We start from the raw sequence: 23,095 nt of genomic DNA, 5'->3' as shown, positions 1-23,095 counted from the left end.
CCATGACAACTCCGACCACCTTCAAACCAAAGAAATACCAAGGTCAAGTCCTCGAGAGCGTCGAGGCCTACTTCAAGGCCTGCCACGAGCTGCCGTCGCCGTCGATCGCGTTCACCGCCACCACAGAACGGCTGTGGGGACGAGGGATGCCATACAGGCCGCTGGCTGGTTTTCCTGCGGACACGCCCTACTTTTGCCTGCGTGTGCCCACTGGCGGCGGCAAGACCTGGCTCGCGGCAAAGAGCGTCGCGTTGGTGAATACGCATTTATTGCGCGTCGAGCAAAGTGTGATTCTCTGGCTGGTACCCAGCAATCCCATCCGCGAGCAAACGCTAAAGGCGCTTAAAAACCGCCTGCACCCCTATCATGGCGCCCTGCGCGAAGCTGGTCCAATCACCGTATTGGACCTCGATGAGGCCAAGAGCGTCCGCCGCGCCACGCTGAACACGTCGACGACTATCATCGTAGCGACACGACAGGCCTTCCAGGTCGAAGACGAAGAATCTCGTAAGGTGTACCAGAGCAGCGGCACGCTGATGCATCACTTTGAAAACCTGTCAGCGACGCAACGCGACGAGCTGCTCACCGACGGCGACGGCGCTGAGCGCACGGTCCCGTACTCACTCGCAAATGTGCTGCGGTTGTACCGACCATTCGTGATCGTGGATGAGGCTCACAACAGCCGCACCGAATTGGCTTTCGACATGCTCGGACGCTTTCGCCCAAGCGGCGTAATGGAGTTGACTGCCACGCCAGACGAAGAACGTACACCGAGTAACGTACTTCACAGTGTGTCCGCTGCAGAGCTCAAAGCGGAAGAAATGATCAAGCTGCCCGTGGTTCTAGAGACCGAGCCGAACTGGCAGCAGTGCCTCGCCGACGCGATTGGACGCAGGGACGCCCTGCACAAGCTGGCTGAAGATGAGCGGCGTTCGGGCGCCACGTACCTGCGCCCGCTCGTCCTGATACAAGCAGAGCCTCGCCGCACGGGTGTAGAGACGTTGGACGTGGACAAGGTGCGGCAGGAATTGATCACCAACCAAGGCATACCCGCCAATGAAATCGTTGTCGCCACTGGCGAGGAAAATGGACTCGAGCAGATCGAGGCGGATTACAAGCTGGGTATTGCCGATCCCGCGTGCCCAGCGAAATTCGTAATCACACAGAAGGCGCTCGCTGAAGGCTGGGACTGCCCGTTTGCCTACATCCTGGTAAGCATGGCGTCACTGCGTTCCTCGACCGCAGTCGAGCAGCTGTTGGGCCGCATCCTGCGACAACCCGAAGCCAGTCATCGCGAAAATCCGGCACTGAACCAGTCATACGCTTTCGTTGTATCACGCAATTTCGCAGAGACGGCGGGTGCGCTGCGTGATCGGCTCGTGACAGGTGCAGGTTTCGAGCGGCGCGACGTTAGCCAGTTTGTTACCGCTTCTACGCCGGAACAAGCACGGTTGGATCTCGAGGGGCATGCCGGACGCGTAGTCGTCGCGCCCGTGGCAATCACGTTGACCGAGAAGCCGGACCTCAAGAGCGTGCCGAAACCGGTGAGAGACAAGGTGAGCTGGGACGGCAAGCTCAACACGCTGACCATCAGCGCGCCTCTATCCGAAGACGAAACCGAAGCGCTCAAGGCGTCTGTGGCCTCCCCAACGGCCGCCGCAGCTATTGTCGAGGCGGCTGAAATCAGCCGCACAACTGCCATCGAATTCTTCCAGACCCCCGCCGAATTGGGTGAGCACTTCCGTGTCCCCCAACTGGCCTTGCGTGTGCAGGGTGAGTTGCAATTGTTCGACGACCTTGAGGTTCTGGAATACGAATGGGAGTTGTCGCCGTACGATGGAGTGCCGACGGCCGACGACCTGTCGATACTCGACGCGGGCCTCAAGGTCGCCGAAGGTGGAGAAATCGACATCGACGACGATGGTAAGCTCGTCTCCCGTTTCCTTCCCGAGTTACAACGCGATCTTGGACTCGTCTATCAGCCTGAAAACTGGGACGAGATTCGACTTGCTGCCTGGCTCTGCCGCAACCTGCCAGAGCCTTCGCTTACGCACGCGAACAAACAGGCTTTCGTTGCAGCGTGGCTCACGGAGTTGCTGCGCCGTGATGGTTTCGCTCTGGCCCGGGCCAACCTTCAGAAGTTCCTGATACGTAAACTTCTCGAAGCCCGGATTCAATATCTGCGAAAACAGACTGTACATCAAGCGTACCAACACGCGCTTTTCGGCGAAGACGCGCAATCACGCGTGTCAGTCACCGATCAATATGTCTTCGAGTTCCACAACCAGGCCTATGCACCGGTCCGGGACTATGACGGCCGGTTCGGGCACTTCGATTTCCGCAAGCATTTTTACGGACGTATCGGAGACTTCGACAGCAAAGAGGAATTCCTCTGCGCGTGCGAACTGGATAAATGGGCCCAGCAGGGACGCATCCGATTCTGGGTGCGCAATCTCGTTCGCCGTGAAGGTAGTTCCTTCTTCTTGCAAAAAGCAGACGGGCGCTTTTATCCGGACTTTCTGTGCCAGCTGCCAGCCAAAGACGGCAACCAAGGGCCGATCGTCGTCGTCGAATACAAGGGCGCAGATCGATGGGCGGCGGCCGAAGACGATCGTCTGATCGGTGGGCTCTGGGCCAACCTTTCCGAAGAGCGTTGCCGATTTGTGATGGTCAAGGACAAGCGCTGGGACTGGATCGCACCGAAGCTCGCGTAACTGCAATGCTGGACGCGATTGGACATCTACAACGGACTGATCTGATCGCGTCCCCGGCAAGAATGCACGATGCGACCGGATCAGGTCGCGTGTGCGCGTCAGTTCACGACAACGCCGTCGCCGTACTGTTCCGCTTCGAGTCGAAGGCGACGCTCTCCCAGCAGTTCCCCTTCGAACATCCAGTACCCCGGCCCGCTCGCGGCCGGCGTCTTATAGCCCATGGCATGAAGGGCTTTCAAGGCCGCAGCCGAAAGGCTCATGACTTCCCCTTCAAATAGCAACTTTCCGCCGTCGACGATCACGCCGGTAACCGACTCGTCACGCGAAAATGTCAAGACATCACCCGCTTTGATACCGATCGCGTCTAAATTGAGTTTCGAACGACGCGCCTTGACTTTGTCGAGGGCCTGCTGCTCCTCCTTGTCGATCTCTGCGACACCTGGCGTGATCTCCTTGAAGTCTCCAATACTGATGGCCAGGACTGCCTTCTCCGGGTCCAGCTTGAAAAACTCACGCTTCGGATTCAGACGCGAATCTCCGAAGAGTTGGTGAAGAATCTTCTCAAGCTTCACGTGGTCAGGCACTTCAGCAGCAAAATAGCACTCGAAAGGCAATGGCACGCCTGAATGAGCGCTCAATTGGGAGACGCGAGCCCCAACGCTATCGGCGGTCATGCCGATCTTGATTAGGCCGGGCATAGCCTCGTTTGTCAGAACGTAGACGATCTGTGGCACTCTAGGCCTCTGAATTCTCGTGTAGGTGTGGACGAGTCCGTGGCAGAAGAATATAACTCAAGTCGAGGGCACCTCTTGCGCCTCACAACATGCCGTGGCCAGCTGTACGAACATTGCACCTGTCCCGAGCCGATGTTCAAGTGTTCAGTTGAAAGTGCGCCAGTATGGTGCAGTAAGATGCGGAGGTAGGAACAGTACGCATGCTTGAACTCAGCCCATACACCTCTCACCGGCGCAGGTCACAAAAATGCAATGAAAAACAGAGTCTTCGATTGGCGAGCCCGTCAAAGTTGGCAGGCAAGCATCCAACACTATGCGGATGATCTTCTCGGGCCATTGGTCCGGAACCGGATCGAGCGAGACAGACCGAAATGTTGGTCCGACGACATGTCGTGGTTGCCGGATTCCAAGGACGTCGTCCCCGAATTCGTTTTGCGGTTCACGACCTACTACAGCTACTTCAAAGGCTTTCACGGCTGTCGCCCCGTGACCTTGTCCAGCTACTACGAGCACGGCCTATTGGGACAAAACAGTGATAGCCTGTTTGCGAATTTTCGCGAGATTTTTTCCGATGTGCCTCGAGACAAGGTAGACCGTGTTATCGAGGAGTTTGCGGATCGCGGTCTCCGGGAACAAGGCGCAATCTGGTTTGTCGGCGACGATGCTTCATTGATCGAAGACTGCGGGCACTACGCCATTCAAGGTAGCGAGTTTCTGATGGCCCTTGCGGCAGCACTATGCGGTCCAGGCACGGGCGAAGACTATCGATTCCGCCTTCGCCAATATGGTGTTCCAACGATCCTGGAAGTAGACGTGCCTGTATCCTTCATCGGGCCAGAACAGCAGCGTGAAGTTGCGACGAGGGTGCTTTCGGAGTGGGGACAATCGGTAGCCCGTCGTCCGTTGGGTCTCGAAGAAGATCCATGTTACGTCGTCCGCCAGGATATCCCTCCCGATTGCATCAAGTCGCATTATCATCCCCAACGCATTCGCGATCCTCACCAAGGCTTTCGAACCTACCGGAACCCTGCGGTGACCTGCGACGTGTGTGGATAGCCGCAAGCCGAAGAGGACGACAGAATGTCGGTATTGAGCTTTCTGACGAGCACGGCCAGCAACGCGATACTCGCCCCGATCGAACAGGCATCGATTGACGTGTCGATTGCCAGCCTGCAGTCCCGGATGGCGCAGCATTTTGCGCCCGGAATGATCAAGCAGCACTTTCGATTCGGATCGTCAACACGGAGCACCATCTTGCCGCGCGCGATGGACGAGCAATCGGACATCGACTACATGATCGTTTTCAATGACCGTAATGCCACACCGCAGACGTACCTCAGCCGCCTGAGAACCTTTGTCGAAAAACGTTACCGCTCGTCGGAAATCTACCAATCCAACCCAACCATCGTTCTCGAACTGAATCACATCAAGTTCGACCTCGTGCCCGCGACCACCGCCTGGCTCAGTGGACTGCGAATTCCGAGCGGCCCGGACCGCTGGATGAGCACAGACCCCAAGGATTTCAACGGCGTACTCGAAGCGAAGAACAAGGCAAACAAGTCGCTGATCAAGCCGACCATCCGTTTATTCAAATACTGGAACGCGACCAGTGGGTACCCGTTCGAGTCTTTCGCAATGGAGAAATGGGTGTGCAATCTGAACTTCTGGCGGCAATCCAACCAGAAGGATTACTTCTTTGCCGTCATCGACAACCTGAGCACCAGTTGGTCGCAGTCGCAAAGAGTGAATGACGAAATCAGCCGTTCGAAGAAGATCATCGCCAACGTCAGGCAATATGAGAGACGTGACATGCAAGCGAAGGCAGAGGCCGAAATCAGGAGGCTGTTCCGGTTATAAGAGGTAGCTGCGGCAACGAGAGCGAAGCATACTGGCTCCCCTCGTCGCTCCTACGCCGCCCATCACGATACTAGCGTTCACCGTGCGCGCCTCGCACTCCTGATAGCGCCGTCAAAGCTTGAGGAGCGACTTGATCGAGATCCACTCCTGCGAAATCGACGAGTTCAATTTATCGAACGTCCCTGACGAAAGAGTGATGCCAGCCGTAGATTTCGCCGCTTCATACGACGTTACCGAGTCGAGGACCATCGCCGCAAATGTCGAGGCAGCGGGGCGAGACTGAAACAGTCGGTACACGTCGTCGTATGTCTTTTCGAATCGCATCCTCAACCACTCGAGTCGCAGCCAGCGGGATATCAGTTGCTCGCTGAAGATCACCTGCGACGCCGCCAGAATCACCCCGAGATCGGACTGGCGGTTAATTACACAAACGAGCCAGAGCACCGCGTATACGAGAAGCTTGATGCGCTCAACTCGCGCCATCGACAGAGCGATGGTTTTGCTGAAGAGGCTATTTTCGAGCAACTGCGCCGCGAGCTTCCTGTTCGGATCACGTGCGTCATTGTTGTAGTACCCGTCGGTCACTTCGTGACTAAGACTGACGTCGAACGCACAGCCGAAGAAGTCCTGACGACGTTTATCCTCAGCCCGGGGCGTCAGATACAACCGGGAAAGCTGACCCACGGCAAACAGCGCAATAGCGTCAATCAGAAAACCGACCTGAACCCAATCGTAGATCCTGGGGTACACGCTCTTGTCGAGCAGCAGCGAAAGGACCGACAAGACCGCCCCGCAGTAAAACAGCCGGTCCGTCGCCGTATCGGCACGCTCGACGTCATCGAAGTAGCGTTTTCGTATCGGATCTGCGTTGGACATATTTGTTTCAGAGAAAGTGATCAATAACACCGGCAGGTCATGTCGCGCCGCGCCCGCCCGGAAAGTGCTCAAGCAGCCGTTCGTCCGATGCCATACCGTCGACGGGGAGCCGACGGTGGATGCTCACCGCCGCCCGTCCATTTTCCCGTGGCGAGCCATTCCTCGAAATACCCCAGCCACTCGACTACCCACGGAATGTACGTCTCCGATAACTTCATGCCCGTAGACCATTCACGCGCCTTCGGCCACCACAGGCAAAGTTTTGTGCCCGGCCCGTCGTGCAAGTAGGTATGCGGCGGGCGCTTGCCGTTTGCGAGAGCACTCAGGTCGGGCTCCAGTACCAACAGATCCGGCACCTTGCGTCCGGCCTTCAGCCGAAGAAGGCATCGGTATCTGCGCGCATACGGTCCGGGGGAGGCAACGAACACGAAGCGCAGTTCCTTGCCGGAACACAAGGTAAATGAACTGTCCGCCAGTTGCAACGACGCGAGATCCAGCGCCCGTGCGGCAAGACTTGGTGGTGGCGGGGCGCGGCGCATTCAATCACCGTAGAAGGTGTGCGGCTTCGATCTGGCGATGACGGAAGATGGAGCCGCGCTGCCGCCAATGATCGCCACGCGCCCTGCTTTCCGGCCCGCTTCACGTCGCGCCCGATCATCCTTGAGAATTTCCGCTCGCGCACGCTCCCCGAAAACTGCGGCCACGATACGGACGACGGCGTCCAGACCCGCGTTTGTTTCGATCGCGTCGACGAGCCTACGCAGATCCCGACAGATTCGAGCATGCCACTCGTCAAATGCGCCCTGGCGCTCACGCGTATTCATGCTGCTCGCGAGGTTGTCGTAAGGCGACGACGGGTTCTGGAGGTACCAGACTTCCCTGCCGCCGAAATCGCGCTCCCGCGCGAAGTACCGCGGCATCGCCTCGACGATATCAAGCAGAAGATCCAGAGGTGTGGAATGGGGTTTCGGAGCCAGGTCGACGTACGCTGCAGCCGCGAGCGTAGTGATGAACACGGACGAGGGCGCGAAGTCCTCATGACCGGTAGCTTTCCCGAACGCTACGTTCCGATGCAATTTGAGTAGCTGTATGAGTCGGCTCAGCAACCGCTCGAAGACCTCGTCGGCCTTTGGAAGGGGGGAAATCGACTTCCGAACCGAGTCGGCCGCGAATGTCAGTTGCTCGACGGCAGTGAAGACCGGCGCAATCGCTGCTGCACGCGCAAAGCTGCGGGTCAACCCACGCGGATTCGTGGGTTCGTACGTCCGCAATTGGCGATCCGGGACACGGCCATGCGTGTCGCCGTACGGAGCCCAGGATAGCGGATCGTCGACGACCGGCGTGATGTCCGCAAACATGCCGCTTGCATATTCAAGCGTGACGCACCGTTCCCAGCGCTTGACCTTCAAACCGTGTGCGGTCGCATAGCGTGACAGGACCGCATGCAAGTGGTTGATCAGCAACCCGGGACCACCGTTTCCGCTGTATTTCGACATGGCACGCTGATCGAGCCGGGCGACGAGATCAATGTCGAAGCCTTCACGCGATTCGTCCGACGGCCTCAGCAACGTCCCCAGTGCCCTTGAGCCATGGCCGTGAATGTTCGTTGTCAGACCGGCGAACTCGTCACTCTCGGCAAGATACTCCGCGGTGCTCATGTAGGAGGACTCGAGCGCCAGAAGTTGCGTCGACGTGGGTTCGTGCGAGAGCGCGATGGTATCGGCAAGGTGAAAAAACTGCGTCGCGGCACGGTGCGAAAAGGTCGGCCGCCGTTGCGGCACCTGCGACGTCGCTCCGTGACCGTCTTCCCTGCCGCCGCCCAAGGGACTAATAGTCAGTGCTGGTGTACTCATTCCGCCGTCCTCCCGCACTCAATTAGCGCTTATGTTTCGCGGGATCGACCAGGGTGTAGGTCTGGTGACGCCCGGGCGTAGGCGGCAGCGGACGGCCCTTCACCCCCGTCACTTCGGTACGCGTCGCGTTATTGCGGTACAGCCCGGAGGACGGTGCCGGCGTCCCCGGTTTCAGTGCTTTCGGCATGATGCTCTCCTTCCGCTCAAGAGCTTCGCGCCGAATCCGACCACCGGACACGCACGCGAAAAGGCGTTCGGTCTTCTTGCCTTTTCGGTTCGGAAGTCCGACAATGAAAATACTGGACTTCCGAATACCAGAAGTCAAGCATTTTTTTTATCGAACTTCCGAACATCATGCCAACTCTAGGAGAGAAGATCCGCACGCTGCGGAAACAACAAGGGCTCACGCTTGATCAACTGGCTCTTCAGATTAGCGCGTCCAAGTCGTCAATCTGGGAACTGGAGAATAAAGAGAAGGCGCGCCCGTCCGCGGATAGGATCGACGCCATCGCGCAAGCGCTCGGCGTCACCTCCGCATATCTGCTGGACGACACGCAGGCAGAGCCTTCCAAGAATGTTGCCGACGAGGCGTTCTTCCGGAAGTATCAACAGCTAGACGAACCCGTTAAGCGGCAGCTTCAGGACATCCTCGACGTGCTTGACCGAAAACGTGACTAATCAGTCTCTTTCGCCGCAGCGCGAAGCAATGAAACTGGTGCAGCTCTGGCGGGCTGTACATGGTTCAGCGTTCCCGATCCGGGCCGGTGAACTCGCCATCGAGTGGTCAAAGCAGGTATCGCCGGATCGACCTATCGGCGAAGTTCTAGCCCAGGATCTCGACGGCTTCGAGGGCGGCCTGTTCTGGCTCCCCAAAAGGAAAGAATGGGTAATCCTGCACGCTCCCAATGAAGATGCTCCAGGGCGGGCGAACTTCACGATCGGCCATGAGTTCGGCCACTACGTGCTGCATCGCACGCGCGAGGAGGCGTTCCGATGTTCCCAGAGCGCAACGCTCGGACTGGCGGCAAAGGCCATCGAGCGCGAGGCCGATCTGTTCGCCTCGTATCTGCTCATGCCGATTGATGATTTCAGGGACCAAGTGAAGGGCAAACACATTACCCTTGACGTTCTCGGCGAATGCGCCGCCCGTTACGGAGTTTCTCTGACGGCGGCGATTCTGAAATGGATCGACTTCACCGAGCACTCCGCGATCATCGTTTTCGCGCGTGAAGGCATGCTTCACTGGTGGAAGGGCAGCACGAGCGCGAAGAGGTTCGGCTTCAACCATCTTCGCGAAGGCATGGAACTGCCGATGCAATCGCTGGCGATGCGGCCTCGTTCCGGGACTTTCGACGCCGACTCCCGCGACGGAATCGAGCATGAATGCGGAATCTGGTTTCCCGATGCGAGAACTCGCGAGATGGTGGTGGTTTCAGATCGTTACGACATGAGCATTTCCCTGCTGATGCTCGATGGCACGACGTGGGATGCAGGTGACGATGAGCTGCTGGCCCCACTCACTGGAACACCCGGCTTCTGAGCGGTGGCTTCGTTGCCGTCAGCAATGCCATGATGATGACCGTCCCCCGCGACCATCTCGTCGTACCGGCACTTTTCATGGGTACCGCCCGCTGACCGTAGTCTCTCACCGCGCATACGAAACCCAGCAGCAGGTCCAGTCGCGCTTCGGTCGTGCCGAGCCACGGTGCGACCAGCGAGTAGTAAACTCGGGGGCAGCGACTCACGCCACCTCCTCACTACTCGCTTGGTCGTGATGCCAATTCTGTTCAGTTGAGCAGCGCTTTACCGAAACGCTCGATGTACAAGCGGTTCAAGCGGGTCGCCTCCGATTGCGCGCACCCGATGAACTTGCGGATCGATTTGAGATTGCGCTTCAGACGACCTGCCAAAACGGCCTCGTGGATCTCCTCGATCCGGCGGTCGTCATTCGACATGATGGGATCGGGACAAGCTTCGCTCGCGACCGACTCTCCCTCGGCAACGGTCGCGACGTGAGTCGTGCACTGCTCGACACGACCCGCGGGCGTCACTTTCGGCATTGATTCGACTACCTCCAGTCGCGACACGGTCGCATTTCGGTTTGACGCGACTATCGCACGACTGGAGGTGACCGGCTGAGGTTCAACAAGTGCCACGTGAGTCGTGCCTTGACCGTCACGACCGCCTTGCAGCGGTTCTGGCATCGGCACGTGCGACTCCAACTTAGTTGCATTCCGGTCGTCTACGACTGCCGCGCAACGAGTCGCGACTGCCCCGAGTCCCACGACGTACCAGCAGAAGCACGCCGTCCCTTCAAGCACGACCACCAGCACGAAATTCATCAGCAGGTCCAGTCGCGCTTCGGTCGTGCCGAGCCACGGTGCGACCAGCGCAGTACCCGGTTCGGCGCGACGCGACTCATGCAACGCCTGCGCACGACTAATCTGGTCGCGCCGCCAGTCCTGCTCGGCCGCACGACGTTTCGCCTCATTCGCCTCTGCATTGAGCACGGCGAGCTGCGCCGAAAGCTCCACCTTGCGCAGACGCAAAGACCGGCACTCGCCCACGCAGCGACGCGCGTCGACATGTGCCAGATCGATGCGGGCCTTCGCCATGTCCTGCTCGATTACCATCAGGTTACGACCGGCGGGCCCGGTCGCGACCGACGGTACCGCAACTACGGCGACCGTCTGCGCTCGCTCGTCGGCCGCATGCACATTCGCAAACGCCAGGACATCCACCTGCCCTCTGAGCACGCCACACACGGCGAGCAGCCACAGGAGAGCCAGCACGACGCGGGCACGCATCGGCGCGAAGCGCCAGAGCATCGGTGCGAGATACATGCAGAGCGCCGCCACGAGCGACGTTGCAACGGTACAAATTTGCTCCGTCACCGTACCGGCACGAAGCATCCCGGCGTACACGTTGATTCCCAGCGAGATGACGGAGGCAAACAACGCCGCCGCCAACGCGATCGTCCACATCACGCGCGGCATCGCGACGGCAGTGCCGTTGCTCGTGTCCGGCAGATCATCGGCCACCAGCTTATGATTGATATTGTTCATCGTTTCTGTTCCTTCGCGTGTAACTGACGCACGCTAAAACCTCCCGTTGCCTCACCTTGCGCCTTCAGTGCATTCCCAGCAGTACGCTGCTGCGCTGGCCGCGCCGCCCCGACGAGGCAACATCAGCGACCAAGGCACCATCGACCCACGCCTAGATGGAATGACCGCCAGGAGGCGATTTCAGCCCACTGACGGCCCTCGCAGGACGTCGCCACATCTACCGCCGTCCGATGCACCGAAACTGTTATGGCGCGATTTATTCGCTCTGGTCCGCATCCGGGTTCGTTGCGTCCACACCCGTGTCATCGAGCAATTCGAAGTCGAGCGAGTTCGCCTGCGTGCTGCCTGCCGGATCACCATCGAGCTTCGGCTTCACGTTGCGCGGACGACCCGACTTCTCCTTTTCCTTCACTTGGCTCGTGCCGAACACACGGCCATGTTCGCCGTACTTCATCTTCAGGAACTGGTCGGCTTTGGTCATGTAGCGGATGTTCTCGCGCAGCGCTTCACGCTTTGCGTCGTCGTCCCAGTTGATCTCGCCCGTACCCACGCCGTGCCCGTGCTTCTCGTGGAAAGCCTTGTTGGCGTTCGAATTCCAGTACTGCCCCTTGCCGCCCGTCACCTTCACCCAGTACTCGCCCAACTGTTTCGCGATGTACACGTCACGGCACGAATCTGCCGTGTAGAAGATCAGGACGTGCAGGTGCAGCCCGGATTCGTCGCCCTCCTCCATCTTCCAGATGTAATCGACGATGCCGCGCAAGAGCTTGTTTGTGCGGCAGTTGTTGAAAAACTTCTTGCGGTGCGCTTGAATCTCGTCGAGCGTGAGCTTCCAGCGATACTGTTCCTGATAGCCGAAGTGCAGCACCAACACGAGCTGACGCGCCTTGTTCTCGAACACCTGCTGCTCGATTGCGAGACCCTTCGCCTCATTGCGTTCCGCATTGCGCCTACGCACACGCAGACGCTCACGGAACTGCTTCGAACCGACGATCTCAGCCACCTTCTTCACGACCTCGTTGAACGTCTCGCCATGCGTCTTGCCCGTACTACGCTCGATCGAACCCGGTTCTTGAAACGTGAACAAATGCGGATGCAGACCCAAAGCTTGGAACGCTTCGGGCACCGTCGACACATGCGTGCTGTACACGTAGCGCTCTGCGAAGGCGTGGTTCTGGAAAAACGCCTTCAATGCGTAGAAGTGGCGCTTACCCAGCAGCTTGGGCACGACAACCGGCCTACCTAACTTGTTGCGCGTGATTTCGAAGCCCACGCTGTCTTTCGAGAACTCGATGTCACGCACTAGCGCTTCCATGGAAGCGAGCGACGTTCTCATCAGATCGAAGCTCGGCAACAGCACGATCTTCTCTTCCCCTGCAATCTCGGCTCGCTCGGTGTTTCTCACCCACTCGCCATATTCGTAAATCTTCTTGAAGTCGTCTTCTTCGAATGACATTTTTAATTACCTTTGATCTGAATCACATGAGCGCATTACACGTGCTGCTCACTGCTGCTTACGTTGGAGTGATCAAGGCGAGAGCATCCTCTACTCATCGCCTTCCGGTACTGCTTGACTGTCACATCAGAAAGCTGAATGCTCTCCGTCCTGCGTACAAGGTAGAGGATCGAATGCGTACTCGCAGAGACATAGCCAAGCAGGAAAGAATGGATCTTCTATGGGAATCCCATGTCCTACCTTAGCTATAGAGCTATTAAATACTTTGTATTACATAAGACCCTTAAATACCGCCTCACAAAAGCTCAACGATTCACGCGATCTCGACGATCCGAAGCCGGTACCGATCAGGAAATTCTTCTCCTTCGCTCTATACATACTTATGACCATCACAAGAAGTCGAAACACACCCTGCCGATAGCCAGAGCATCCTGGTTCGTTCAGCATTCGATACGATCCCCTGCTACCGCTTACGGGAGGGGTAGCACCGGCCTTCGGTCGCAAATTGTTCGGGTTTCGTCGTAGCTTGTGTCGATTGGTCGTAGCTTGTATCGATTTCCCTCTCTTGATTCACATCTTTCTGCTGCTCGATCGCGCTGATCGTCTGCCGCCAAGCGATCTGTTGACCGCAGAACGACGCGCTCGCGTGTCCGCTGTACTCGCAATGTGCGGTGACAGACTCGTCACGGCCACATCACGCCGCAGACTTTCTTCATTCATTCGTACGCTATAAGCCCTCACCTTACCGAGCACATTTCTCGATCCGGATAACGCCTCCTCTCGGCAAATCTCGCGCATCCGGCTTTGGCACCAACGCCAGCAATTCCTCCTTCGACGTGTAAGAACTCTTCAAAAAGCAACCGCCGGGATGCTCCTGTACTGGCGTTGATCTCGAACGCTATATAGAAGCACTGCTGACGGTCAATGGCCGATAAAATTCGGATAACTAATCAACTGTTTCCGTATTTGTCTAAATCAATCCAACCCGGTCCAACCGATCCTTTTCAGATTTGCGGAAATACAACACTGCTACACGGCGTTGAAGAGTGCCGATTTTCCCCGACCAATGTTGGCGTTCGGCGTTCCGGCACGTTCTCCATGAGAGTGGGCAATCCTTGCGGCATGCCGATATCGGCGCGCGTATCCGCCGGATGTTCTACGCCTTCGTTGGCGCGGGCCGCACCGATCCGCATCCGGAATGCACCACGCCCAGTCGCCATTGCTAATGCTGCGTTTGATTGTCGATCGCCGATGTGGTCGGCAAGCGTTTGCGCCGACTTCCGTTGTAGGCCAGGACCACGACGGCGGCAAATGGGCCGTCGGCCCGCTTACACCGACGAGCTGGCGCGGCTCTCTGCGATCTTGGCTTTCAGGTACTGCTCGATTTCCGCTTCCACGAACAGGGTCTTGACGCCGATCTTGAAGGGCGCGGGGAACGCGGCGTCGTAACGCGGCGACTTCCGGTCCATCATCTCGTAGATGGACGCACGCGAGCGCCCGATGCGCTCACCTACCATCTTGATCGTCAGCGCCCGCGTCGGGGGCGAATTCGTTGCATTGTTCATCATTTTTCCGCTCTCCATGTGTCACTCGTCGCGACGTGATTGACTGACTGCGAGTCTAGGGAAGCGGGTCCGACAGGGACAGCAGCACAGCTTGTTATAAAAAATCATTGCTTGTAATGATTTTCAATGGGAAGCTATGTCGGGGCGTCCAGTAGATGCAGCCGGACGCAATTGGGAAGATGGAAGAGGAAAAGGAGGCCGTAGCGCGCGCACGGCCCCCTCTTGACAGCTAAGCTCAAGCTGGCGTGGCAATGATCGCGAGGCGCATGTACGACGCCCAATAAAGGTGCCGCACAGCTAGGATTGCCCGAATGGGCAACGGGAAGGGTTCATGCCCGCGCATTGCACGGGCGATTAATAGCTACTTTCAGCGACGGAAGCCCTCGAAAGCCGATCGGACGTCCCTGTCGTCTTGCAGCCACCGCCGAAGGGTTTGACGAAAACCCGTCTCTGACAGAAACCCGCCATTGCGATTGCTGAAATCGAAAAGTTCCTTGCCAACGGCGGCGAACACATCACGCGGCTTGATCCAGCCATCCTCCGGGCGTCGCTCGTTGAGCAAGCGAATCAATTCCTTCCGAACTGGGGCCGTTTTTTCACCTCGCGCCTGCCCGCCTAATGATGCGAACTCCATGCGCTCCTTCGTCGAATAAGGATCGCAGTAGGAGCCATCAAAGAGTCCCAACTGACGCTGAGCCGTGGAAACGCGATACCAGGCCGAATCGGGCTCACTACGCTCCAGGGCCTGATCGGCCTGGATCGCATAAATGCATGCACGCGCCAGATAAAAGCGCCGAAGCTCATCGCTGGCCACCGTAGGGAACCGGCCGCCCACGAAATCCTCCGGGTCGTCGGGACGGTCTCGGAGCGCTTCGATTGCTGCGCTGCGATAGTCGTCGTAGCGCGTATCCGAAATCTCCAAATTGGACTCGATTTCTCGATGAAGTCGCGCTATAGCCTCTGAAAGTGTCGGCTCACTGGTCTCGAATTGCTCTGGCTTTAGGAACTCGTTCATCTCTGTTTAACAATGCTGCAGAGCCACAAGTCTAGCAGTCGGAGACGACTCAAGCTTCGCCCCCGTGAATCGCCCTAATCAACGGATTTGCCCGCCCTACCAACAATAGAAGGGCAGCCTACAAGCGCTCAGCTACCAATCGATTGAGGCCAAAAGGGCAACGACAACAAAACCGGGTACAAAACCGGGTACGATACCGAGCGACAAGCTCTATCACGCCGCGCGGACGGGCTCCCGAGGCCAGACTTCCTGTTCAACGTCTGAGCACCGCCCCGCGCCAGCCGGCGCGTCCGCGCAAGCCCGCGCACCGTCGAGGTCGCGGGCTTTTTCATGGCCGCGTCGTTCACAACTTCTTCCACCAGGACTTGCCGGCGTCCCGGTTGACGAGATCCTTGTCGGGAACGGGGATCGCGTTGGCGGGTAGCGAAGCATCGCGCGGAACGGCTGCAGTCCGGACACCCTCGATAGAAGCCGACCCGGATTGGTCGGTGATGTGGAGCTTGAGCTTATCGGCGGATTCCTGTCGCTCGTGCCGGACGTAGATGTTATAGGGGGGCTTGTGGCCACCTGTATCCAGGAACAGGACTTCCGCGTTCGGAGAGGCTTCCCTCAATTGCGCCGCCATTTTTTCCCGGGTGTTGCACTCCGTCTTCTCCGTGCGCGCCTTGATGTCCGCAATCGGTCCCGCCACCACGAACGTCTTGCAGTCTTCCGCGCCTATCGCGTTCGACAGGGCTTTCATGTCGTCGCGCTTGAGCCCCTCGGGCGTGGTCAGATGCCCGCCGCGAAGGCTGCCTTGCCTGGACAGTCCTGTCACCGTCACGCACGAGCTGATATTGGGGTAGCAGAGGTTCGCATCGGGACGCGCGCCGAGATCATGGGAGATCCTGCCAAAACTGTTCTCGGCAACGACAGCGCCCACCTCGGTCACCTGGCTCTTGAATGCAGTCGTGCTGCTGAAGCGAAAAGGGGATCGCTCCAATTGCGCGAGTATCGCCGGCGTCGAGCGTGGTGCGTGCGAGTCGGTCGCCTGCGCGGGAGGTTGCACCGGGGCAGCATCGGTCATCGGCTGCTGTACGGTAGCGGATAGTCCTTTAACTTCGAGAGGCATCAGACGCATATAGACCGCTCCCGATCCAGCAGGATGGCGCGCAACGCTTTTCGGGCCGGAGGCGGGCTCATGACTCGGGCAAGCGCGAATCCCCCCGCCCCTGATGTCCCACCCTGTCGTCGCGCTCGATGCCCGCGTGACCTTTCGACGGCCTATCCCTTGGTGAGAGTATTCCGCCACGCGACACGCGCCGATCCGTCGATGCCGGCCCCGTGCCTGCGTGGTCCGTTCGAGGGGAAATCGCGCGAATCGCGCACGAGACGCATCGGCCCGAGCCATTCCCCCTGCAATCCGGAGTCTTCAGCACACCCGGCATATCTGTCCGGCAACCTGCGAAAACTTGGCCTGTCATCCGAATGCTTGCCCGCCCACGTCGCCGGCCGCCGGAACCCGATGCCCACGATCAGCCCCCGATTATCTCGCCATAGTCAGATCGTTATTTCACGCGCCACTTATTCCAATTTTCAAAACGACGACATTATCAACAAAATCAGGCCGATTATAAAAATCGGAAAACCAAACCATAATCCGCCGGTACAATATCCCGCCTCCCGCACGTGCACACAAAAAAATGCGGAGGCGATGAAGTCGCTTTATACGATCAATCATATAAGGGGCTGACCGATGAAAAATCATCACAACCCATTCCGAGGTGCTTCCGTCGCGCTGGCCGTGTTGTGCATGCATGCAGCGCCGCTGTACGCACAATCCCTCCCCGGGATCCCCAATCCCGCGGCGGTCGGGCTCACCCCGGGCGTCGGGCAGAACGGCGCGCCGACCGTGTCCGCGTGTTTTTATGATTACCGCACGCACGTCGTCGCCGGCTTTCCCACCCAGATTGCATCGGGCTGGATCGAAACCAATCAGCGAAGTAATTCACTGTGCATTCCGCCCGGCGGACTCCCGGGTCCCAATTGGAAGGAAATGACGTATTTCAATGACATGCCCGTGGGATCGACGATCTCCGCCTGCTGGAATTTCTCGTGGCCGGCCAACTGGCAGCCCGTTGGCTATGCCACCGATCCGTCGAAGTGCGGCTACTATCCGAGCGGCCCCATGCCGGGCGCGCAGCCCAATGTCGTGTTCCTGAAACGGACGCAATGACGCCCGGGGCAGCAGGACGCCAGGCATTCGCGCCTTCCGTCCTGCTGCCCCGCATGACCTGCCCCGGCGCCCGCCGGGGCTGCGCCTCTTACCGCAGGCTCGCCGACACCCTCCCCGCCGGTTCGCGCGCCACCCGCGCCCGCCGGTTGAGCCACGACGCGGCCAGCACGATCAGCGCAAGCACCGCCGTCGCGCCCACTTCCATCCGGTGATCCTCGCTCACCAGCATCACGGTCAGCGTGCCGCAGATGAACACGATCACCGCCCACGTGAGCCACGGGAACATCCACATCCGCAGCGTCAGGTTCGCGCCGCTGGTTTCGAGGATCCGGCGCATCCGCAGCTGCGAGATCGCGATCACGAGATACACGAGCAGCGCGATCGCGCCCGACGTCGCGAGCAGGAAGCCGAACACCTGCTCCGGCATCAGGTAGTTCGCGATCACGGTCACGAAGCCGAACGCGGTCGACGCGAGCACCGCCGCGCGCGGCGTGCCGGTCGAATCGGTGCGATGCAGGAACGCGGGCGCATCCTGGCGCTTCGACAGCGAGAACAGCATCCGCGATGCGGTGTACAGCGCCGAGTTCAGGCAGCTCGCGACCGATACCAGCACGATCACGTCGATGATCGCCTTCGCGTGCGGAATGCCGATCAGTTCCATCGCGCGCTGATACGAACCGTGCTTCGGCAGCAGCGGATCGTTCCACGGCACGATCGCCGCGACGACGAGGATCGAGCCGAGGTAGAACAGCGTGATGCGCCAGATCACCGAATTGGTGGCCCGCACGATCTGGCGTTGCGGGTTGTCCGATTCGGCGGCCGCGATCGTGACGATCTCGGTGCCGAGGAACGAGAACATCGTCGTCAGCATCGCCGCGAGCACCGCGCCGCTGCCCTTCGGCATGAAGCCCTCGTGCGCGAACAGGTTCGACACGCCCGATACGCTCGGCACCGGCAGCAGCCCGACGATCGCCGCGCCGCCGATCGCGAGGAACACGACGATCGCGACGACCTTGATCAGCGCGAACCAGAATTCGAACTCGCCGTAATGCTTGACGGAGAAGAGGTTGGTGAGCGTCAGCACGGACGTGATGCCGAGCGCGAAGATCCACGTGGCGACGCCCGGGAACCAGGCATTGAGAATGGTCGCGGCGGCGGTCGCCTCGATCGGGATCACGAGCACCCAGAACCACCAGTACAGCCAGCCGATCGAGAAGCCCGCCCAGTGGCCGATCGCGCGATCGGCGTAGGTCGAGAACGAGCCGCTGTCCGGATGCGCGACGGCCATTTCGCCCAGCATCCGCATCACCAGCACGACCAGCGCGCCCGCGATCGCGTAGGCGATCAGCGATGCCGGGCCGGCTTCCGCGATCGCGTGGCCGGAGCCGACGAACAACCCCGCGCCGATCACGCCCGCAATCGACAGCATCGTCACGTGGCGTTGCTTCAGGCCGGTACCGAGCCCTGACTTGCTTCCATTCATGTGTCTCTCTCCATAAAACGGTTCCGGTATGACCGGGTATCGCTTGAAGGCGGCGGCGGGGATTGTCGTTCTCGATCCGGACTCGGCGCGGCGTGCGTCGCACGTCGACCCGAGGCCGGATTCTCGGCCGCTCGGACAGGGTGCGCCACGCAGGTCTGCGAAACTGCGGGTGCGATGCGTATCGACGCATCGCGGCGCCCTTCCGTCGGCATTGTGTTCGGCCGCCTTCGAAGCGATGGAGTGTAAGCATCAAACGGTTCGCAACTAAGAACCAATTGATGAATTTCGATAGAACCACTTGTTGCATCGACGGGAACCGATGCAACAGGCGTGCCGTCCGGCGGCGGCCGCGCAAAGCGCGAAGATGCGCGGCCGACAGGCGTACCGGCACGATCGGCCAGCCGACGTCGTGATCGGTCACGCAGTACACGTCGGGCCACAGCGTGCCGAACGCGATGCTCGCGTCGAGCACGCCGAACACCGGCGCGAACGCGTCGAGGGCCGCGAAATCGCAGGCGGCTGCTCATGCGACAAACGCCGCCGCATCACGCGGAGCGGCTGAAGGTCGCCGCGTTCCGCCGCTGGATTCTCGAGGCGGCCCATGCCGAAAGAGCTGCCGACATGTCGGCCGCGGCATCGCCGGCGCATCGTTGGCTGCGTCTGGACTTGGGCGGCGTCACGCCCTGGTTCACGCCGGCTCGGCTACCATGCTGGCGCGCGCGGCCCGCCGCCGTCGCGCGCCCGATACCAAGAACCGAGAGAGACCATGCCCTTGCCCGCCTTGCGCATCACGCACACCACACGGCTCGCGCGACTGTCGATCGCGCTGCTGATCGCGTGCGCCGCCGTCGCCCCGCACCACGCGTTCGCCTATCGCGCGCCGCAGACCTCCGGCAACGAAGCCGACCTCGACCGCCACGACACGTACCGGAACCGCGACGGCGAAACCGTGCATGCGCCGGCCCGCTCGAAATCGGGCCGCGTCCCCGAAGGCGCAAGCGCGCGCTGCCGCGACGGCACGTACAGTTTCAGCCGCCACCGGCGCGGCACGTGCTCGGGGCACGGCGGGGTCGCCGCCTGGCTCTGACCTCGCGGAGCGGCCGCGCCGCGCCAGCGCCGGCCGGCGGCGAAGTACAATAGCCGGTCTCGCCGCCGACACGCGGCGACACCGCCGCACATCACGCGGCACGCTCCGTACCGAATCACCCGACGCCGCCACGCGAGTTCGCCGAGCGGCGGCCCCAACTTCTGACTCTCACACCCACATGGCCCAATACGTATTCACGATGAACCGGGTCGGCAAGATCGTGCCGCCCAAGCGCCAGATCCTGAAGGACATCTCGCTGTCGTTCTTTCCCGGCGCGAAGATCGGCGTGCTCGGCCTGAACGGCTCGGGCAAGTCGACGCTGATCCGCATCATGGCGGGCGTCGACAAGGACATCGAAGGCGAAGCGACGCCGATGCCGAACCTGAACATCGGCTACCTGCCGCAGGAACCGCAGCTCGACCCGACGAAGACGGTGCGCGAAGCCGTCGAGGAAGGTCTCGGCGACCTGTTCCAGGCCAACAAGAAGCTCGAAGAGATCTACGCGGCGTATGCCGAGCCGGACGCCGACTTCGACGCGCTCGCGGCCGAGCAGGCGAAGTACGAAGCGATCCTCGCGTCGAGCGACGGCGGCAGCCCCGAGCAGCAGCTCGAAGTGGCCGCCGACGCGCTGCGCCTGCCGCCGTGGGACGCGAAGATCGAACACCTGTCGGGCGGCGAGAAGCGCCGCGTCGCACTGTGCAAGCTGCTGCTCGAGAAGCCCGACATGCTGCTGCTCGACGAACCGACCAACCACCTCGACGCCGAATCGGTCGACTGGCTCGAGCAGTTCCTGGTGCGCTTCCCGGGCACCGTCGTCGCGGTCACGCACGATCGCTACTTCCTCGACAACGCGGCCGAGTGGATTCTCGAGCTCGACCGTGGCCACGGCATTCCGTGGAAGGGCAACTACAGCAGCTGGCTCGACCAGAAGGAAGAGCGCCTGAAGCAGGAAGAAGCGTCGGAATCGGCGCGCCAGAAGGCGATCAAGAAGGAACTGGAGTGGGTGCGCCAGAACCCGAAGGGCCGCCAGGCGAAGTCGAAGGCGCGTATCGCGCGCTTCGAGGAGCTGAACAGCCAGGAATACCAGAAGCGCAACGAGACGCAGGAAATCTTCATTCCGGTCGGCGACCGCCTCGGCAATGAAGTGATCGAGTTCAAGAACGTCAGCAAGGCGTACGGCGACCGCCTGCTGATCGACAACCTGAACTTCAAGATCCCGGCCGGCGCGATCGTCGGCATCATCGGCCCGAACGGCGCCGGCAAGTCGACGCTGTTCCGCATGCTGACGGGCAAGGAGCAGCCGGATTCGGGCGAGATCGTGATGGGCCCGACGGTCAAGCTCGCGTACGTCGACCAGAGCCGTGACGCGCTCGACGGCTCGAAGACGGTGTTCGAGGAAATTTCGGGCGGCGCAGACATCCTGACGGTCGGCAAGTACGAGACGCCGTCGCGCGCGTACATCGGCCGCTTCAACTTCAAGGGCGGCGACCAGCAGAAGATCGTCGGCAACCTGTCCGGCGGCGAACGCGGCCGCCTGCACCTCGCGAAGACGCTGATCGCGGGCGGCAACATGCTGCTGCTCGACGAACCGTCGAACGACCTCGACGTCGAAACGCTGCGTGCGCTGGAAGACGCGCTGCTCGAATTCGCGGGCTCGGTGATGGTGATCTCGCACGATCGCTGGTTCCTCGACCGGATCGCGACGCACATCCTGTCGTTCGAAGGCGATTCGCAGGTGACGTTCTTCGACGGCAACTACCAGGAGTACGAGGCCGACAAGCGCGCGCGCCTCGGCGAGGAAGCCGCGAAGCCGCACCGCCTCCGCTACAAGCCGATCAGCCGCTGACCGGCGCGGCCCGGACGCCCTGCCCGGCGACAACGCGGGGCCGGGCGCCGAGGGTGGCTGCCGTGGATCGGCAAAACGCAAAAGCGGGCCTTGGGCCCGCTTTTTCCATCTGACGGCCGCTCGCCCGCCGCCTACGCGAGCGCGCCCAGTTCGCGCAGCCGCGCCTCGGTGGCCGCGCCGCTCGTGTGGTGAATGCCGTGCCAGCCGAGCGCCGTCGCGGCGGCGGCGTTCTTCGCGTTGTCGTCGATGAACACCAGCTCGTGCGGCGCGATGCCCGGCAGATGCGGCTCGATCCGCGCATGCATCTCGCGGTAGATCGCCGGATCGGGCTTCACGAGCTTCACGCGGCCCGACACGACGATGTCCTTGAAGCGCCGCAACACCGGGAAGCGCTCCCACGCATACGGGAACGTCTGCGCCGACCAGTTCGTGAGCCCGAAGATCGGCATCCCCTGCGCGTCGAGCCGGTCGACGAGCGCAACGCCCTCCGCGAGCACGCCGCCGATCATCTCGTGCCAGCGCGCATAGAACGCGCGGATCAGCGTCTCGTGTTCCGGAAACTTCGCGACGCGTTCAGCCGTACCTTCGTCGATCGTCTGCCCGCCGTCCTGCCTGATCACCCAGTCCATCCCGCACACGTGCGTCAGGAACCGGCGGCGCTCGGCGTCGTCCGGGATCAGCTGTTTGTACAGATACTCCGGGCTCCAGTCGATCAGCACCCCGCCGAAATCGAACACGACTGCCTTGATCGTCATGCGAACTCCGTGGCGAGCACGTCGGCGAGCGGACGCGGCGTCACCGCGTTGCCCGACAACGAATTGTTTGCCCAGATGAAATGATGATGCGCGACGATCTGCGCGGCCGTCAGGTGCGCGCGCTCGTTCGTCGTATGCAGATCGGACACGACGGTCGTCCGGTAGCCGAGCAGCGCCGCGCGGCGGGCCGCCGAATCGACGCAGAACTCGGTCGCATAGCCGCAGATCAGCACCGAACGAATGCCGTGGCGGTCGAGTTGCGCCGCGAGCGGCGTCTCATGGAACGCATCGCCGACACACTTGCGAATGCGCCAGTCGCCGTCCGCGGTCGCGAGATCCGCATGCAGTTCCCAGCCCGGCGTGCCGGGCACGATGTCGTCGTCCGCGTCGCCGTCGTGCTGCACGAAGCAGACGGGCGCACCCGCGGCCCGCGCCGCCGCCGTCAACCGGTTGATGCCTGCCACCACGTCGTCGAGCCGGCAGGCGGGCTTCGCCCGCTGCACCAGCCCGCGCTGCATGTCGATCACCAGGACTGCCGTGTCCGCCATCTTTCGCCCTCGATGTGATTGTCGTT

21 protein-coding genes and 1 pseudogene are annotated in these 23,095 nt (G+C 60.6%); 9 read left to right on the top strand and 13 right to left on the bottom strand.

What is annotated here, in order from left to right; translation table 11 throughout:
- The first annotated feature begins 2 nt into the window (after positions 1-2).
- On the top strand, positions 3-2,714 hold the full coding sequence (locus ACFIMZ_RS02790) for a DEAD/DEAH box helicase (protein WP_431821298.1): 2,712 nt from the start codon (positions 3-5) through the stop codon (positions 2,712-2,714).
- Positions 2,715-2,812: 98 nt separating this feature from the next.
- Here ACFIMZ_RS02790 and ACFIMZ_RS02785 read toward each other — a convergent pair whose 3' ends face one another.
- A complete protein-coding gene (locus ACFIMZ_RS02785) occupies positions 2,813-3,448 on the bottom strand; it encodes a GIY-YIG nuclease family protein (RefSeq protein WP_431821297.1) in 636 nt (211 codons plus the stop codon).
- Between the two features lie 252 nt (positions 3,449-3,700).
- Between ACFIMZ_RS02785 and ACFIMZ_RS02780 the strand changes: the two genes are divergently transcribed.
- On the top strand, positions 3,701-4,504 hold the full coding sequence (locus ACFIMZ_RS02780) for a hypothetical protein (protein WP_431821296.1): 804 nt from the start codon (positions 3,701-3,703) through the stop codon (positions 4,502-4,504).
- Positions 4,505-4,528: 24 nt separating this feature from the next.
- A complete protein-coding gene (locus ACFIMZ_RS02775) occupies positions 4,529-5,305 on the top strand; it encodes an SMODS domain-containing nucleotidyltransferase (RefSeq protein WP_431821295.1) in 777 nt (258 codons plus the stop codon).
- A gap of 111 nt (positions 5,306-5,416) precedes the next feature.
- Here the strand turns inward: ACFIMZ_RS02775 and ACFIMZ_RS02770 are convergent, their stop codons facing one another.
- From ACFIMZ_RS02770 to ACFIMZ_RS02755, 4 genes are read right to left on the bottom strand one after another with little or no spacing between them, the layout of a single operon-like run.
- On the bottom strand, positions 5,417-6,253 hold the full coding sequence (locus tag ACFIMZ_RS02770) for a hypothetical protein (protein WP_431821294.1): 837 nt from the start codon (positions 6,251-6,253) through the stop codon (positions 5,417-5,419).
- On the bottom strand, positions 6,250-6,720 hold the full coding sequence (locus ACFIMZ_RS02765; protein ID WP_431821293.1) for a hypothetical protein: 471 nt from the start codon (positions 6,718-6,720) through the stop codon (positions 6,250-6,252). Before ACFIMZ_RS02765 ends, ACFIMZ_RS02770 begins: the two co-directional genes overlap by 4 nt.
- The gene (locus ACFIMZ_RS02760; RefSeq protein WP_431821292.1) at positions 6,721-8,034 is read right to left on the bottom strand and encodes a nucleotidyltransferase domain-containing protein; all 1,314 of its coding nucleotides are present in this window, start codon (positions 8,032-8,034) and stop codon (positions 6,721-6,723) included.
- 22 nt (positions 8,035-8,056) lie between these two features.
- A complete protein-coding gene (locus tag ACFIMZ_RS02755; RefSeq protein ID WP_431821291.1) occupies positions 8,057-8,221 on the bottom strand; it encodes a hypothetical protein in 165 nt (54 codons plus the stop codon).
- Positions 8,222-8,388: 167 nt separating this feature from the next.
- Between ACFIMZ_RS02755 and ACFIMZ_RS02750 the strand changes: the two genes are divergently transcribed.
- Together ACFIMZ_RS02750 and ACFIMZ_RS02745 are read left to right on the top strand one after the other, a co-directional pair.
- Positions 8,389-8,712 carry a helix-turn-helix domain-containing protein gene (locus ACFIMZ_RS02750; protein WP_431821290.1) on the top strand — a complete coding sequence of 108 codons (324 nt, stop codon included), beginning with the start codon at positions 8,389-8,391 and terminating at the stop codon, positions 8,710-8,712.
- Between the two features lie 28 nt (positions 8,713-8,740).
- A complete protein-coding gene (locus ACFIMZ_RS02745; protein ID WP_431821289.1) occupies positions 8,741-9,574 on the top strand; it encodes an ImmA/IrrE family metallo-endopeptidase in 834 nt (277 codons plus the stop codon).
- Positions 9,575-9,821: 247 nt separating this feature from the next.
- Here ACFIMZ_RS02745 and ACFIMZ_RS02740 read toward each other — a convergent pair whose 3' ends face one another.
- From ACFIMZ_RS02740 to ACFIMZ_RS02720, 5 genes are all read right to left on the bottom strand, one after another.
- On the bottom strand, positions 9,822-11,099 hold the full coding sequence (locus tag ACFIMZ_RS02740; RefSeq protein ID WP_431821288.1) for a hypothetical protein: 1,278 nt from the start codon (positions 11,097-11,099) through the stop codon (positions 9,822-9,824).
- Between the two features lie 256 nt (positions 11,100-11,355).
- Complete coding sequence (locus ACFIMZ_RS02735) at positions 11,356-12,555, bottom strand: hypothetical protein (RefSeq protein ID WP_431821287.1); 1,200 nt, start codon at positions 12,553-12,555, stop codon at positions 11,356-11,358.
- 1,328 nt (positions 12,556-13,883) lie between these two features.
- Positions 13,884-14,123, bottom strand: a complete 240-nt coding sequence (locus tag ACFIMZ_RS02730; RefSeq protein WP_431821286.1) for a helix-turn-helix transcriptional regulator — start codon at positions 14,121-14,123, stop codon at positions 13,884-13,886.
- A gap of 364 nt (positions 14,124-14,487) precedes the next feature.
- Positions 14,488-15,135 carry a hypothetical protein gene (locus ACFIMZ_RS02725; RefSeq protein WP_431821285.1) on the bottom strand — a complete coding sequence of 216 codons (648 nt, stop codon included), beginning with the start codon at positions 15,133-15,135 and terminating at the stop codon, positions 14,488-14,490.
- Between the two features lie 343 nt (positions 15,136-15,478).
- Positions 15,479-16,255, bottom strand: coding sequence for a hypothetical protein (locus tag ACFIMZ_RS02720; RefSeq protein WP_431821284.1), 777 nt, complete (start codon positions 16,253-16,255; stop codon positions 15,479-15,481).
- Positions 16,256-16,927: 672 nt separating this feature from the next.
- Between ACFIMZ_RS02720 and ACFIMZ_RS02715 the strand changes: the two genes are divergently transcribed.
- Complete coding sequence (locus ACFIMZ_RS02715) at positions 16,928-17,350, top strand: hypothetical protein (protein ID WP_431822414.1); 423 nt, start codon at positions 16,928-16,930, stop codon at positions 17,348-17,350.
- A gap of 88 nt (positions 17,351-17,438) precedes the next feature.
- Here ACFIMZ_RS02715 and gabP read toward each other — a convergent pair whose 3' ends face one another.
- Positions 17,439-18,833 (bottom strand): GABA permease, encoded by a 1,395-nt coding sequence (gene gabP, locus ACFIMZ_RS02710; RefSeq protein ID WP_431821283.1) that lies wholly within the window; start codon positions 18,831-18,833, stop codon positions 17,439-17,441.
- Positions 18,834-19,370: 537 nt separating this feature from the next.
- Here gabP and ACFIMZ_RS02705 point away from each other — a divergent pair.
- The 3 genes and pseudogenes from ACFIMZ_RS02705 to ettA all read left to right on the top strand — a co-directional run.
- Positions 19,371-19,469 (top strand): annotated as a pseudogene (locus tag ACFIMZ_RS02705) (transcriptional regulator GcvA); the annotation flags it as partial.
- A 130-nt stretch (positions 19,470-19,599) separates the two neighbouring features.
- Positions 19,600-19,920 (top strand): DUF3761 domain-containing protein, encoded by a 321-nt coding sequence (locus ACFIMZ_RS02700; RefSeq protein WP_431821282.1) that lies wholly within the window; start codon positions 19,600-19,602, stop codon positions 19,918-19,920.
- A gap of 178 nt (positions 19,921-20,098) precedes the next feature.
- Complete coding sequence (ettA, locus tag ACFIMZ_RS02695; RefSeq protein WP_431821281.1) at positions 20,099-21,766, top strand: energy-dependent translational throttle protein EttA; 1,668 nt, start codon at positions 20,099-20,101, stop codon at positions 21,764-21,766.
- Positions 21,767-21,897: 131 nt separating this feature from the next.
- Here the strand turns inward: ettA and ACFIMZ_RS02690 are convergent, their stop codons facing one another.
- Positions 21,898-22,521, bottom strand: coding sequence for an HAD-IA family hydrolase (locus tag ACFIMZ_RS02690; protein ID WP_431821280.1), 624 nt, complete (start codon positions 22,519-22,521; stop codon positions 21,898-21,900).
- Positions 22,518-23,069, bottom strand: a complete 552-nt coding sequence (locus ACFIMZ_RS02685) for a cysteine hydrolase family protein (protein ID WP_431821279.1) — start codon at positions 23,067-23,069, stop codon at positions 22,518-22,520. The genes ACFIMZ_RS02690 and ACFIMZ_RS02685 overlap by 4 nt, the downstream gene beginning before the upstream one ends.
- Between the last annotated feature and the right edge of the window lie 26 nt (positions 23,070-23,095).

The sequence above is a fragment of the Burkholderia sp. F1 genome (assembly GCF_050813845.1).
GTDB classification, from domain to species: Bacteria; Pseudomonadota; Gammaproteobacteria; order Burkholderiales; family Burkholderiaceae; genus Burkholderia; species Burkholderia ubonensis.
This window is presented reverse-complemented; position numbering and strand designations above follow the sequence as displayed.